Source organism: Pseudomonas sp. G11 (assembly GCF_029457515.1).
Classification (GTDB): Bacteria; Pseudomonadota; Gammaproteobacteria; order Pseudomonadales; family Pseudomonadaceae; genus Aquipseudomonas; species Aquipseudomonas gorinensis.
In genome coordinates, this window is sequence record NZ_CP120377.1 from 1,303,000 (window position 1) to 1,316,113 (window position 13,114).

Below are 13,114 nucleotides of genomic sequence, written 5' to 3' on the forward strand. Positions count from 1 at the left end.
CTGTCAGGAGGGGGGCTGTCTTTCTGTAGGAGCGAGCTTGCTCGCGAAAAACCCAAGGGCTCCGCGTGCATCCCGAATGCCCGCGTATTCGTTGACATTTTTCGCGAGCAAGCTCGCTCCTGCAGGGGGCGGCATCCAAGAACACATAACTATTACCCGCAAAAAAAATAATTAGTGGGAGTACATCTACATGCAAGCGACCAAGCCAACCCATGTCCGCTATTTGATCCTGCTCATGCTGTTCCTGGTGACCACGATCAACTACGCCGACCGGGCCACCATCGCCATTGCCGGCTCCAGCCTGCAAAAAGACCTCGGTATCGACGCGGTCACCCTCGGTTATATCTTTTCTGCATTCGGTTGGGCCTACGTGGCCGGGCAAATCCCCGGCGGCTGGCTGCTCGATCGTTTCGGCTCGAAAAAAGTCTACGCCCTGAGCATCTTCACCTGGTCGCTGTTCACCGTGCTGCAAGGCTATGTCGGTGAGTTCGGTATCTCCACCGCCGTCGTCGCGCTGTTCATGCTGCGCTTTATGGTGGGCCTGGCCGAAGCGCCGTCCTTCCCAGGTAACGCGCGCATTGTGGCTGCCTGGTTCCCCACGGCCGAACGCGGCACGGCCTCGGCGATCTTCAACTCGGCGCAATACTTCGCCACGGTGCTGTTTGCGCCGCTGATGGGCTGGATCGTCTACAGCTTCGGCTGGCAGCACGTGTTTATCGTGATGGGCGTGATCGGCATCCTCTTCTCGCTGGTGTGGCTGAAGATTATCCACAGCCCGCGCCAGCACCCGATGATCAACGAAGCCGAGTTCAATCACATCGCGGCCAATGGCGCGATGGTCGATATGGACCAGGACAAGGGCAAGGGCAAGAAAACCGATGGTCCGAAGTGGGATTACATCCGTCAGCTGCTGACCAACCGCATGATGCTCGGGGTTTACCTGGGCCAGTACTGCATCAACGGCATCACCTACTTCTTCCTGACCTGGTTCCCGGTGTACCTGGTGCAGGACCGTGGCATGACCATCCTCAAGGCTGGGTTCATTGCTTCGCTGCCGGCGATCTGCGGGTTTATCGGGGGCGTGCTGGGCGGGGTGATATCCGACTACCTGTTGCGCAAGGGCCATTCCCTGACCTTCGCCCGCAAGGCGCCGATCATTGGCGGCTTGCTGATTTCCAGCAGCATCGTGGCCTGCAACTACGTCGACATCGAGTGGATGGTGGTGGGCTTCATGGCCTTGGCCTTCTTCGGTAAAGGCGTTGGCGCACTGGGCTGGGCGGTGGTGTCCGACACCTCGCCGAAACAAATCGCCGGCCTCAGTGGCGGCCTGTTCAACACCTTCGGTAACCTGGCCTCGATCACCACGCCGATTGTCATCGGCTACATCATCAGCACCACCGGCTCGTTCAAATGGGCACTGGTGTTCGTCGGCGCCAATGCGCTGGTGGCGGTGTTCAGCTATCTGGTCATCGTCGGCCCGATCAAGCGTGTCGTACTCAAAGAGCCGCCAAGCAAGGGGCCTGAGTTGACCAACCTAACCGAAGCGCATTCCTGAGAGGCCCCGTGATGCAGTTGATTGAACATGCCGACTCGCCGCGCTCCATTCGCCTGCACGCGCGCGACAATGTAGTGATCGTGGTCAACGACCAGGGCGTACCGGCCGGGACCGAGTTCCCGGACGGCCTGGTGACCGTGGATTTCATCCCCCAGAGTCACAAAGTGACCCTGGAAGACATCCCCGAAGGCGGTCAGATTATTCGCTACGGCCAGACCATCGGTTATGCCCTGGCGCCGATTCCCCGTGGCAGTTGGGTGCAGGAAGATCAACTGCGCATGCCCACCGCGCCGCCCTTGGACAGCTTACCGCTGTCCACCGAGGTGCCGCAGGCCCAGGCGCCGCTGGAAGGGTTCACATTCGAGGGGTATCGCAATGCCGACGGCACGGTCGGCACACGCAATATCCTGGGTATCACCACCACGGTGCAGTGTGTCACCGGGGTACTGGACCATGCGGTCAAACGCATCAAGGATGAGTTGCTGCCCAAGTATCCCCATGTCGATGACGTGGTGGCGCTGACTCACAGCTACGGCTGTGGGGTCGCGATCACCGCGACGGATGCCTACATCCCGATCCGCACTGTGCGCAATCTGGCGCGCAACCCGAACCTGGGCGGCGAAGCCCTGGTCATCAGCCTGGGCTGCGAGAAATTGCAGGCCGGGCAGGTGATGCACGACAACGATAGCTCGGTCGATTTGAGCGAGCCGTGGTTGTATCGGTTGCAGGATTCCAGCCACGGCTTTACCGAGATGATCGAGCAGATCATGGAACTGGCCGAAGTCCGCCTGAAGAAGCTCGACCAGCGCCGTCGGGAAACCGTGCCGGCGTCCGAGCTGATCCTGGGCATGCAGTGCGGCGGCAGCGATGCGTTTTCCGGGATCACCGCCAACCCGGCGCTGGGCTACGCCTCGGACTTGTTGCTGCGGGCGGGGGCGACGGTGATGTTTTCCGAAGTCACTGAAGTGCGCGATGCGATTTATTTGCTGACTTCACGCGCCGAAACCAAGGCTGTCGCCGAGGAACTGGTCCGGGAAATGGACTGGTATGACCGTTACCTGGCCAAGGGCGAGGCGGATCGCAGTGCCAACACCACGCCGGGGAACAAGAAGGGCGGGTTGTCGAACATTGTCGAGAAGTCCCTGGGCTCCATCGTCAAGTCCGGCAGCAGCGCGATCAACGGCGTGCTGGGGCCGGGCGAGCGCTTCAAAAGCAAGGGCCTGATCTTTTGCGCGACGCCGGCCAGTGACTTTGTGTGCGGCACCTTGCAGCTCGCGGCAGGGATGAACCTGCATGTGTTCACTACAGGGCGCGGTACCCCTTACGGGCTGGCCATGGCACCGGTCGTGAAGGTCTCGACCCGTACGGAGTTGGCGCAGCGCTGGCCGGATCTGATCGACATCGACGCCGGACGCATTGCCACCGGGCGCGCGACCATCGAGGAATTGGGCTGGGAGTTGTTCCACTTCTATCTGGACGTCGCCAGCGGTAAGAAGCAAACGTGGGCGGAGCAGCACAAGCTGCATAACGACATCACGTTGTTCAACCCGGCACCGATTACCTAGATCAGGTTGGCGGGCGTTGGAGGTTGCCCAGCACTGTTTGGATGTGTGCGTAGACCTGAGCGGGTTCGCTGGCGCGCAAGACATTGTCGGGCAATTGCGTCAGTGGCTGCTCGATAAAGTAGTCCGCGCAGACGAAACCGTCCACGCAGCCGTTCTTGTAGACCTGGAAGTCGGACGCACCGTCGCCCACGATGAGCGTTCGGCCTTTCAGCCTGCCAGCGGCACGCCATCGACGGACAATCTCCGACTTGCCCTTCGACGAGCTGAGCAGCGGAGAAGGGCGCGTGAGCAGGACGCGTTTGCCCGCCCACAAGAACTGGTTGGCCGCCACATTTTGGTGGGCGATACCCCATTCACGGGCCGTGGGTACGATCCACTCCGTGTAGCCGCCGGAAATGATATGCAGCCCTACACCGTCTTCTCGCAGCCGGCCAAGGGTTTCCAGCAATACGGCCGGGATGCTGCGAATGGCCTTTTCCACATACTGGTCGATGTGATGGGCACGCACATGGGTTGCCACGCTCATCAGCTTCAACAATTCTCCGATACTTGCTTTGCCGCTCAATGCTTTGGGGGCAATTCGCGCGATCCGCTCAAGCCGCTCGGCACTGTCCGGATGGTCGTGGAGAGCGGCTTTAAGCACTTCCACCGTGCTTTCGTGGTCGACCAAGGTGTAATCGAAATCAAAGATGATGTCGACGTCGTTGCCCATGCTCATCGCGTTGCTCGTTTGTCAGTGCTGCGGTAGGTGTATTTGTCGTCCCGGGTCCAGTGACAGGCGGCAATGGCTAAATGTTCGGCGATGCTTTGCTGAATCTGATCGGCAAACGCTTGATCGCTCTGATGTGCCGTGCGCACTTGTGGCGCCAGGTAGCTCATCTCGAACTCAATGCGCGGCATTGCCAGAAGACGCAGGAACTTCATCAGGCCTGAGGCGTGCAGCGGGTTGGCGGTCAAGCCGAACGGCACATTCAAGCGCAGGGCCAGTGGTACCACGGGCAGCCCGCGATTGAGCATTTCCGGGCGGAACCGGAACAGACCATGGCCATTGTTGATGGTCGTCTCGGGTGTGGTGTAGAGCGCAGTGCCGCTGGGCCTGCGACGAAATTCGCGGATGCGTCTGGCGAGCATTTTCTTGTCGCTGACTTTCCAGAACGTGCCACCGGAACATTTGAAGAGCAGGAAAGCGGTTGCGGCACCGAGGGGGCTGTCGGAGTTGGCTACCATGATGGTCGCTGAGGGCATGGCCAGCACTGGAAAATGATCGAATACACTGATGTGGTTGGCGGCGACGATGCAACCATCGGTATGCGCCGCGACTTGTTTCGGGGACATTTTGCACGTGATTTTCACGCCCAGGATGAACAGCAGTACGCGGTACATGAGTTGTTTGGCCGCTACGGGTAAAGGCCAGGCGATCAAGCTGATAAACACCACGGCCTGCAGACGGTTCAAGACAAGTGCGCAGCCCAGCGGCAGGTAAAGCCAGCGCCACAGGGCGCGACCCTTCCAGACCTGTGCGGTGCATAGGTCGGCAACTGAAGGGGAGTGGCAGGTGTTTTTTTCATTGGGCAAGGTCGGGTCTCTCTGAAAGGCAGGGGGCGTCATCAAGCCGGAGCGTGGCTGCGGGTCAGGCGGCGGGAGAATCGGTCGATACGTGCGCGATTCAATGGGCTTATTTCCATGAACCGTTCACGGGTCAGGTCGACTTTCAAATGCGGGCCGAAGGGTGTTTCCATGACAGTCCCGCTGATTTCCGGCAAATGCAGAAAGGCGCGGTTCATCTCCAGGGCGCGGTGATGCTTGATGTTGGTCAGGGTGTAGATCTGATCGAAGCCCAGTTGCAGGAAACCATGCTCCAAGGCCAGATGAATAGCCGTGAAGGGATAGGGGCTGCCCCAGTATTTTTTGAGAAAACGGTTGCCGAAGTTGATGCCGTATTCTTTTTCGGCAAACCCGGCATAACCGATGAAGGGCGAATCCAGGCCCAGGCTTACGGCCCAGCGTGACCAGCCTTGCTGGGCTATTTCCTGCTGGAAACGTGCGATTTCTGCAGCGGCCGTGTCTCGGTTGCGCGTGGTTCCTGCCGATATGTATTGCATGGTCTGCGGATCACCGAGGAGTTCAGCGTAACCCTCGATGTCGTCTTGGTCCCAGGTTCTGAGATATACGTTGTAAAGGTGGTTCACGTTTTGCCGCATTGGTTGTTTCCTTGCCTCACGACTTTCGTAACGAAGAAGGCGTTAGCTTGTGCCGAAGCGGGAACAACGCGGAGTTGCAAAATCTTTGTGTGTTGTAGGCAACGTTACCTTTCTAGGTAGGGACGATTTCAATCAAACCTCATGCGCGGGCCTGAGCTGGCTTATCATGAGCCTTTCCTGAACACAGGTTCCAAGGCCCGTTCTTATGCTGGCAATTTTCCTCACCACCCTCACCATCACCGCGCCGGTATTCGCCATGCTGTTCCTGGGGGTGCTGCTCAAGCGCATCAACTGGATCAACGACAACTTTATCCACACGGCTTCGTCCCTGGTGTTCAACGTCACCATGCCTGCGCTGCTGTTTCTCGGCATCCTGCACGCCGACCTGCATTCGGCGCTCAAGCCGGGTTTGCTGATCTACTTTGCCGTCGCCACTCTGCTGAGTTTTGCCCTGGCCTGGGGCTGGGCGATTTTTCGCTGCGCGCGCGAAGACCGGGGCATCTACACCCAGGGGGCGTTTCGCGGCAACAATGGGGTGATCGGCCTGGCGCTGGCCGCCAGCATGTACGGCGACTACGGTATTTCCCTGGGGGCAATCCTCGCCGCACTGGTCATCCTGTTCTACAACACCTTGTCGACCATTGTGTTGGCGGTGTACAGCCCGGTGATCAAGTCCGACCCGTGGAGCATCTTCAAGAGTGTGGTGGCCAACCCGCTGATCATCAGCGTGATCGTGGCCGCGCCGTTCGCCTATTTCCAGATTGGCCTGCCAGGCTGGCTGGAAAGATCCATGCAGTACCTGGCGGACACCACCTTGCCGCTGGCATTGATCTGCATTGGCGGCACCTTGTCCCTGGCGGCGTTGCGCAAGAGCGGCAATATGGCGCTGAGCGCAAGCTTGATGAAGATGGTGTGGCTGCCGGTAGTCGCCACGCTGGGCGCCTGGCTGCTGGGGTTCCGTGGGCCGGAATTAGGGATTCTGTTCCTGTACTTCGGTGCGCCGACCGCTGCGGCGAGCTTCGTGATGGCGAGGGCGGCCGAGGGCAACCATGAGCTGGCGGCGGCGATTATCGTGATCACTACCTTGATGGCGGCAGTGACCACGAATATCGGGATTTTTGTGTTGCAGGCGGGTGGCTGGATCTGAGTTTGGGGGGGCATTGCTCGCCAATGCTATCTGGCAGTCACTGCTGGTCGGCCTGATACGCCTCGATGACTTCCTGTGCCGCTCTGAACGCATCAATCGCCGCCGGTACGCCGGCATATACCGCGCAATGCAGCAGCGCTTCGCGGATCTCTTCCACGGTGCAGCCATTGTTCAGCGCGCCGCGCACGTGGCCCTTGAGTTCCTGCGGGCACTTGAGCGCGGTGAGGGCGGCGAGGGTGATCAGGCTGCGCGTCTTCAGCGGCAAGCCTTCGCGGTTCCACACACTGCCCCAGGCATGTTCGTTGACGAAGTCCTGGAGGGGCTGGGTGAATTCGGTGGCATTGCCCAGGGCGCGGTCGACGAACACATCGCCCATCACCTGGCGACGCATTTCAACCCCGGGCTTTTTCTGATCGGTCATTGCGATTCCCTCTTGTGTTGGCGGCGCCAGGCTCGCAGCGTGCTGAACAGCAGGAACACCACCAGCACTGGCAGGACGTAAAACAGCATCAGTTGTTCAAGCTTGTTGGCCAGCGGCATACCGGTGGTGAACGCCATCACATGCAGCCCATACGCCAGGTACAGTCCCAGCAGCACCAGGCCTTCGATGCGGGTCACACGGTAGCCGGTATAAAACACCGGCAGGCACAGCACCACCACGCCGAGCATCACCGGCAGATCGAAATCCAGGGCGTTAGGCGACACCGACAGCGGCGATGGCGCAAGCAGGGCCGTCAGCCCCAATACGCCCAGCAGGTTGAACAGGTTGCTGCCAATCACGTTGCCTACGGCGATATCCCGCTCGCCGCGCAGGGCTGCAATCAGCGAGGTGGCCAGGCACGGCAGGGACGTGCCAACGCCGATCAGTGTCAGGCCGATGATGCGTTCCGACAGTCCCAGGTCACTGGCTACATCCACCGCCGCGCCCAGCAACAGATGCCCGGCCAGTACCAGTACCAGCAGGCCGCCGAACATCAGCAATACACTGCTCAGCCAGGGCGCCTTGGCTACGATGTCCAGCGTGCGCGGACGGCGTGAATGGCGGGTCTGGTAGTGCAGCACGCCGAGGTAGGCCAGCAGGGCGCAGAGCAGCAGCAAACCGTCGATCGGTGTGAGCTCTTCGTTGGCGGCCAGGGTAAATACCAGCAAGCCGGCGAGGATCATGACCGGGATGTCCAGGCGCACCAGTTGGCGCGAGACCCGCAATGGAATGATCAGCGCTGACAGGCCCAGGGTGACGAGGATATTGAAGATGCTGCTGCCGATGACGCTGCCGACGGCAATATCGGTGTTGCCGGCCAGTGTGGCCTGCAGGCTCACGGTCATCTGCGGTGCGCTGCTGCCGAAGGCGACGATCGTCAGGCCGATGATCAGTGGGCGGACCTTGAGGCTGGCGGCCAGGCGCACAGCGGCACGTACCAGGATTTCGGCGCCGACGATCAGCAGCACCAGGCCGCTGACCAGTTCGAGCAGGCTCCAGGGCGAGAGGGCGGTTAATCCGAAAATGGCCAGGGCTCCGTCGTCAATTGTTCAGGGCTTGCACGCGAACCCGTGCGGTGCCGCTGCTCAGCATGCCCAGTTGTTCGGCCGCCTTGCGTGAAAGATCGATCAAGCGCCCACGAGTATGCGGGCCGCGATCATTGATGCGCACCACCACGGTTCTGTCGTTGTCGAGGTTGGTGACCTTGACCTGGGTGCCAAAGGGCAATTGCCGGTGGGCGGCGGTCAGGGCGTTCTGGTTGAAAGGTTCACCGCTGGCGGTTTTTTTGCCATGGTGCTTGGCGCCGTAATAAGAGGCGGTGCCGGTTTCATCGTAGCCGTTGGGGTTAATGAGGCCGCTGGCGCAGCCGGCCAGCAGGGAAAACAGGGCCAGGAGGCCGAATAGACGCTTCATTTCCAAGGTGCCCCCATTTCGAGTTTGGGGTGAGCTTATGTGGGAGGGGGCTTGCCCCCGATAGCGGAGTGCCAGTCACTGAATGCTTTGACTGAATCACCGCCATCGGGGGCAAGCCCCCTCCCACACAAGCCCGCTCCCACAGGGGTCCGAGTAGAAGTCTCACTCGGACCATTCATCGCAATCAGCCTTCGAGCTTGCTTTTCAGCAGTTCGTTTACCTGCTGCGGGTTGGCCTTGCCCTTGGAGGCTTTCATGGCCTGGCCGACAAAGAAGCCGAACATCTTGCCGCGCTTGGCTTCGTCTGCTGCACGGTACTGCTCGACCTGTTCCGCGTTGGCCGCCAGCATTTCGTCGAGCACGGCCGAGATGGCGCCGCTGTCGGTGACTTGCTTGAGGCCGCGTTTTTCGATGATTTCATCGGCGCTGCCTTCGCCACTGGCCATGGCTTCAAACACTGTCTTGGCGATTTTGCCGGAGATGGTGTTGTCCTTGATGCGCAGCAGCATGCCGCCCAGTTGCTCGGCGGTGACCGGTGCCTCGTCGATTTCCAGGCCCTGTTTGTTCAACAGGCTGCCCAGTTCAACCATCACCCAGTTGGCCGCCAGCTTGGCGTCGCCGGCAATGCTCACGACTTTTTCGAAGTAGTTGGCTTGCTCACGGCTGGACGCCAACACGCTGGCATCGTAGACCGACAAGCCGAACTGCTCCTGGAAGCGCTCGCGTTTTTGCTGCGGCAGTTCCGGCAGGGTGGCGCGGATGTCGTTGAGGAACGAGTCTTCCAGTACCACCGGCAACAGGTCCGGGTCAGGGAAGTAACGGTAGTCGTTGGCTTCCTCTTTGCTGCGCATGGCGCGGGTTTCGTCTTTGTTCGGGTCGTACAGGCGGGTTTGCTGGATCACCTTTCCGCCGTCTTCGATCAGGTCGATCTGGCGGCGGACTTCGCTGTTGATCGCCTTCTCGATGAAGCGGAACGAGTTGACGTTCTTGATCTCGCAGCGGGTACCGAACTCGACCTGGCCCTTAGGGCGGATCGATACGTTGCAGTCGCAACGTAGCGAGCCTTCGGCCATGTTGCCGTCGCAGATGCCCAGGTAACGCACCAGCGCGTGGATCGTCTTGACGTAGGCCACGGCTTCCTTGGCGCTGCGCATATCCGGCTCGGAAACGATTTCCAGCAACGGTGTGCCGGCTCGGTTCAGGTCGATACCAGTGGCACCCGGGAATTCTTCGTGCAGGCTTTTGCCGGCGTCTTCCTCGAGGTGGGCACGGGTCACGCCGACACGCTTGATGGTGCCATCTTCCAACGGGATATCCAGGTGGCCCTTGCCGACAATCGGCAGTTCCATCTGGCTGATCTGGTAGCCCTTGGGCAGGTCCGGGTAGAAGTAGTTCTTGCGCGCGAACACGTTGTGCTGGCCGATTTCGGCGTCAATCGCCAGGCCGAACATCACCGCCATGCGCACCGCTTCCTGGTTCAGCACCGGCAGTACGCCGGGCATGCCCAGGTCGACCAGGCTGGCCTGGGTATTCGGCTCGGCGCCGAACGTGGTGGCGCTACCGGAGAAAATCTTCGATTGGGTGGCGAGCTGGGTATGAATCTCCAGCCCGATCACGACTTCCCATTGCATAGTGTTCTCCTCAGAAGCCGGTAGGGGTGCGAGTGTGCCAGTCAGTGTTCAACTGGTACTGGTGCGCCACATTGAGCAGGCGGCCTTCCTGGAAATACGGGGCGAGCAATTGCACGCCAACCGGCAGCCCATCGACGAAACCTGCCGGCATGGACAAGCCTGGCAAGCCCGCGAGGTTGGCGGTGATGGTGTAGAGGTCTTCCAGGTATTCGGCGATCGGGTCGCCGGTCTTGGCGCCGATCTTCCAGGCCGGGTTGGGCGTGGTTGGGCCGAGGATGATGTCGACTTCTTCAAACGCCGCCATGAAGTCGTTCTTGATCAGGCGCCGGATTTTCTGCGCCTTGAGGTAGTACGCGTCGTAGTAGCCGGCCGACAGGGCGTAGGCACCGACCATGATCCGGCGTTGCACTTCGACACCGAAACCTTCGCCACGGGAGCGTTTGTACAGGTCGGTGAGGTTCTTCGGGTTCTCGCAGCGATAGCCAAAGCGCACGCCGTCGAAGCGCGATAGGTTGGAGGACGCTTCAGCGGGCGCGATCACGTAGTACGCCGGAATCGCGTGCTGGTTGTTCGGCAGGCTGATTTCCTTGATCACGGCACCGAGCTTTTCCAGCTCCTTGACGCTGTTGTGCACCAATTCGGCGATGCGCGGGTCGAGACCGGCGCTGAAGTATTCCTTCGGCACGCCGATGCGCAGGCCTTTGATCGAGGTATTGAGGCTGGCGCTGTAGTCCGGCACCGGTTCGTCGATGCTGGTGGAATCCTGCGGATCGAAGCCTGCCATGCCTTGTAACAAAATCGCGCAGTCTTCGGCCGTGCGGGCCAGGGGGCCGCCCTGATCCAGGCTGGATGCATAGGCGATCATGCCCCAGCGGGAAACGCGACCATAGGTCGGCTTCAGGCCGGTGAGGTTGGTAAAGGCCGCAGGCTGGCGGATCGAGCCGCCGGTGTCGGTGGCTGTTGCAGCGGGCAGGAAGCGCGCGGCGACCGCGGCAGCCGAACCGCCAGACGAACCGCCCGGGACGTGTTCCAGGTTCCACGGGTTTTTCACCGGGCCGTAATAGCTCGACTCGTTGGCCGAACCCATGGCGAATTCGTCCATGTTGGTCTTGCCCAGGGTCACGGCCCCGGCGGCCGCCAGCTTGGACACCACGGTGGCGTCGTAGGGCGCCTTGAAGTTGTCGAGCATCTTCGAACCGCAGCTGGTGCGGATGCCTTGGGTGCAGAACAGGTCTTTGTGGGCGATCGGTGCGCCCAGCAGTGCACCATTGTCACCGTTGGCGCGACGCACGTCGGCGGCCTTGGCCTGGCTCAGGGCCAGCTCCTCGGTGAGGCTGATGAAGCTATTGACCTTGGGGTCGAGCTCGGCGATACGCGCCAGCAGGGTCTTGGTCAGCTCTTCGGAAGAAAACTTTTTGTCGGCGAGACCGCGGGCGATCTCGGCCAGAGTCATGTGATGCATTGCAGGCTCTTTCCCTATTAGTCGATGACTTTCGGAACCAGGTACAGGCCGTTTTCGACCGCTGGTGCGATGGACTGGTAGGCCTCGCGATTATTAACCTCGGTCACGACGTCTGCGCGCAGGCGCTGGCTGGCTTCCAGCGGGTGAGCCAGGGGCTCGATGCCGTCGGTATTGACGGCCTGCATTTGGTCAACCAGCCCCAGAATGCTGTTCAGGGCTGCGGTGGTCTGTGGAAGATCGGCTTCATTCAGGCCAAGCGAGGCCAGATGAGCGATTTTTTCCACGTCGGAGCGTTCAAGCGCCATGGGATTCTCCAGTGGAAAACAGAACGGAGGGCGTCCGTGTGTTAGATTGTCGGAACACTACCGCATTTCTACGGTCATATGGCCGCGATTGTGGGGGTTGGTGCACAGAAAGTCGGCCAATTTAGCACATTGGCGCCTTGCCCAAAATCCCTGTCGTTGTTAGAGTTTGCCGCACTTTTTTACCCACGCGTTGCCTAGGGTCCCTTTCCCATGTTCAAGAAACTGCGTGGCATGTTTTCCAGCGATCTTTCCATTGACCTGGGCACTGCCAACACCCTTATTTACGTGCGCGAGCGCGGTATCGTCCTGAATGAGCCATCGGTTGTGGCTATTCGGACCCATGGTAATCAGAAAAGTGTCGTTGCCGTTGGCACCGAGGCCAAGCGCATGCTTGGCCGAACACCAGGCAATATCGCTGCCATTCGTCCGATGAAAGACGGCGTGATCGCCGACTTCAGCGTCTGCGAGAAGATGCTGCAGTACTTCATCAACAAGGTTCACGAAAACAGTTTTCTGCAGCCCAGCCCTCGTGTGCTGATCTGCGTTCCGTGCAAGTCCACCCAGGTGGAGCGTCGCGCCATCCGTGAATCGGCCCTTGGTGCCGGTGCCCGTGAAGTCTTCCTGATCGAAGAGCCAATGGCTGCTGCGATCGGTGCCGGCCTGCCGGTTGAAGAAGCGCGCGGTTCGATGGTGGTGGATATCGGTGGTGGTACCACTGAAATCGCCCTGATTTCCCTGAACGGCGTGGTGTATGCCGAGTCCGTGCGTGTAGGCGGCGACCGCTTCGACGAAGCGATCATCACTTATGTGCGTCGTAACTACGGCAGCCTGATCGGCGAATCCACCGCCGAGCGCATCAAGCAGGAAATCGGTACCGCTTATCCCGGTGGCGAAGTTCGCGAAGTCGACGTTCGCGGTCGCAACCTGGCCGAAGGCGTTCCACGTGCCTTTACCCTGAACTCCAATGAAGTGCTGGAGGCTCTGCAAGAGTCCCTGGCAACCATCGTTCAGGCGGTGAAGAGCGCCCTGGAGCAATCGCCGCCGGAGCTGGCTTCCGATATCGCCGAGCGTGGCCTGGTACTGACCGGTGGTGGCGCCTTGCTGCGCGACCTCGACAAGTTGCTGGCCCAGGAAACTGGCCTGCCGGTGATCGTTGCCGAAGACCCGCTGACCTGCGTTGCCCGTGGCGGTGGTCGTGCACTGGAAATGATGGATAAACACACCATGGACCTGCTTTCCAGCGAATAAGACCGTTGGTTGCACCATGTTTCGCCCGCAGGCAGCACTTTGCAGTGCTGCCTGTTGGCGTTTATCTTCTTCAATCTGCATCCAGGCCGGTTAGATGCCGTATGAAT

Annotated in this window: 13 protein-coding genes; 4 read left to right on the top strand and 9 right to left on the bottom strand. The window is 60.3% G+C overall.

What is annotated here, in order from left to right:
* The first annotated feature begins 190 nt into the window (after positions 1–190).
* Positions 191–1,555 carry an MFS transporter gene (locus P2T68_RS05865; RefSeq protein ID WP_024073440.1) on the top strand — a complete coding sequence of 455 codons (1,365 nt, stop codon included), beginning with the start codon at positions 191–193 and terminating at the stop codon, positions 1,553–1,555.
* 11 nt (positions 1,556–1,566) lie between these two features.
* Positions 1,567–3,120, top strand: coding sequence for a galactarate dehydratase (gene garD, locus P2T68_RS05870; protein ID WP_041160840.1), 1,554 nt, complete (start codon positions 1,567–1,569; stop codon positions 3,118–3,120).
* A 1-nt stretch (position 3,121) separates the two neighbouring features.
* On the opposite strand, the gene P2T68_RS05875 is transcribed toward garD, so the two are convergent.
* The 3 genes from P2T68_RS05875 to P2T68_RS05885 are packed head-to-tail and all read right to left on the bottom strand — an operon-like array spanning position 3,122 to position 5,321.
* Complete coding sequence (locus P2T68_RS05875; protein WP_277379151.1) at positions 3,122–3,838, bottom strand: HAD-IB family phosphatase; 717 nt, start codon at positions 3,836–3,838, stop codon at positions 3,122–3,124.
* Positions 3,835–4,695: a hypothetical protein gene (locus P2T68_RS05880; protein WP_024073443.1), complete on the bottom strand. Its 861-nt coding sequence runs from the start codon at positions 4,693–4,695 to the stop codon at positions 3,835–3,837. The genes P2T68_RS05875 and P2T68_RS05880 overlap by 4 nt, the downstream gene beginning before the upstream one ends.
* A gap of 32 nt (positions 4,696–4,727) precedes the next feature.
* A complete protein-coding gene (locus tag P2T68_RS05885; protein ID WP_102624976.1) occupies positions 4,728–5,321 on the bottom strand; it encodes a GNAT family N-acetyltransferase in 594 nt (197 codons plus the stop codon).
* Positions 5,322–5,526: 205 nt separating this feature from the next.
* Here P2T68_RS05885 and P2T68_RS05890 point away from each other — a divergent pair, with 205 nt between their 5' ends.
* On the top strand, positions 5,527–6,468 hold the full coding sequence (locus tag P2T68_RS05890; protein ID WP_069075255.1) for an AEC family transporter: 942 nt from the start codon (positions 5,527–5,529) through the stop codon (positions 6,466–6,468).
* A gap of 37 nt (positions 6,469–6,505) precedes the next feature.
* Here P2T68_RS05890 and P2T68_RS05895 read toward each other — a convergent pair whose 3' ends face one another.
* The 6 genes from P2T68_RS05895 to gatC all read right to left on the bottom strand — a co-directional run bounded on the left by P2T68_RS05895 (position 6,506) and on the right by gatC (position 11,759).
* On the bottom strand, positions 6,506–6,889 hold the full coding sequence (locus tag P2T68_RS05895) for a carboxymuconolactone decarboxylase family protein (protein ID WP_053254400.1): 384 nt from the start codon (positions 6,887–6,889) through the stop codon (positions 6,506–6,508).
* A complete protein-coding gene (locus tag P2T68_RS05900; RefSeq protein WP_277379737.1) occupies positions 6,886–7,932 on the bottom strand; it encodes a calcium/sodium antiporter in 1,047 nt (348 codons plus the stop codon). Before P2T68_RS05900 ends, P2T68_RS05895 begins: the two co-directional genes overlap by 4 nt.
* Before the next feature lie 58 nt (positions 7,933–7,990).
* On the bottom strand, positions 7,991–8,362 hold the full coding sequence (locus P2T68_RS05905; protein ID WP_024073448.1) for a septal ring lytic transglycosylase RlpA family protein: 372 nt from the start codon (positions 8,360–8,362) through the stop codon (positions 7,991–7,993).
* Positions 8,363–8,546: 184 nt separating this feature from the next.
* On the bottom strand, positions 8,547–9,992 hold the full coding sequence (gene gatB / locus P2T68_RS05910; protein WP_024073449.1) for an Asp-tRNA(Asn)/Glu-tRNA(Gln) amidotransferase subunit GatB: 1,446 nt from the start codon (positions 9,990–9,992) through the stop codon (positions 8,547–8,549).
* Positions 9,993–10,002: 10 nt separating this feature from the next.
* On the bottom strand, positions 10,003–11,454 hold the full coding sequence (gene gatA, locus P2T68_RS05915; RefSeq protein WP_024073450.1) for an Asp-tRNA(Asn)/Glu-tRNA(Gln) amidotransferase subunit GatA: 1,452 nt from the start codon (positions 11,452–11,454) through the stop codon (positions 10,003–10,005).
* 17 nt (positions 11,455–11,471) lie between these two features.
* Positions 11,472–11,759, bottom strand: coding sequence for an Asp-tRNA(Asn)/Glu-tRNA(Gln) amidotransferase subunit GatC (gene gatC, locus P2T68_RS05920; RefSeq protein WP_010567677.1), 288 nt, complete (start codon positions 11,757–11,759; stop codon positions 11,472–11,474).
* A gap of 210 nt (positions 11,760–11,969) precedes the next feature.
* On the opposite strand from gatC, the gene mreB reads away from it, so the two are divergent.
* A complete protein-coding gene (gene mreB, locus P2T68_RS05925) occupies positions 11,970–13,007 on the top strand; it encodes a rod shape-determining protein MreB (RefSeq protein ID WP_002555108.1) in 1,038 nt (345 codons plus the stop codon).
* Positions 13,008–13,114 lie beyond the last annotated feature (107 nt).

Coding starts and splice junctions, on each gene's coding strand:
- P2T68_RS05865 (WP_024073440.1), top strand. CDS start 191: ATGCAAGCGACCAAGCCAACCCATGTCCGCTATTTGATCCTGCTCATG.
- garD (WP_041160840.1), top strand. CDS start 1,567: ATGCAGTTGATTGAACATGCCGACTCGCCGCGCTCCATTCGCCTGCAC.
- P2T68_RS05875 (WP_277379151.1), bottom strand. CDS start 3,838: ATGAGCATGGGCAACGACGTCGACATCATCTTTGATTTCGATTACACC.
- P2T68_RS05885 (WP_102624976.1), bottom strand. CDS start 5,321: ATGCGGCAAAACGTGAACCACCTTTACAACGTATATCTCAGAACCTGG.
- P2T68_RS05890 (WP_069075255.1), top strand. CDS start 5,527: ATGCTGGCAATTTTCCTCACCACCCTCACCATCACCGCGCCGGTATTC.
- P2T68_RS05895 (WP_053254400.1), bottom strand. CDS start 6,889: ATGACCGATCAGAAAAAGCCCGGGGTTGAAATGCGTCGCCAGGTGATG.
- P2T68_RS05905 (WP_024073448.1), bottom strand. CDS start 8,362: ATGAAGCGTCTATTCGGCCTCCTGGCCCTGTTTTCCCTGCTGGCCGGC.
- gatB (WP_024073449.1), bottom strand. CDS start 9,992: ATGCAATGGGAAGTCGTGATCGGGCTGGAGATTCATACCCAGCTCGCC.
- gatA (WP_024073450.1), bottom strand. CDS start 11,454: ATGCATCACATGACTCTGGCCGAGATCGCCCGCGGTCTCGCCGACAAA.
- gatC (WP_010567677.1), bottom strand. CDS start 11,759: ATGGCGCTTGAACGCTCCGACGTGGAAAAAATCGCTCATCTGGCCTCG.
- mreB (WP_002555108.1), top strand. CDS start 11,970: ATGTTCAAGAAACTGCGTGGCATGTTTTCCAGCGATCTTTCCATTGAC.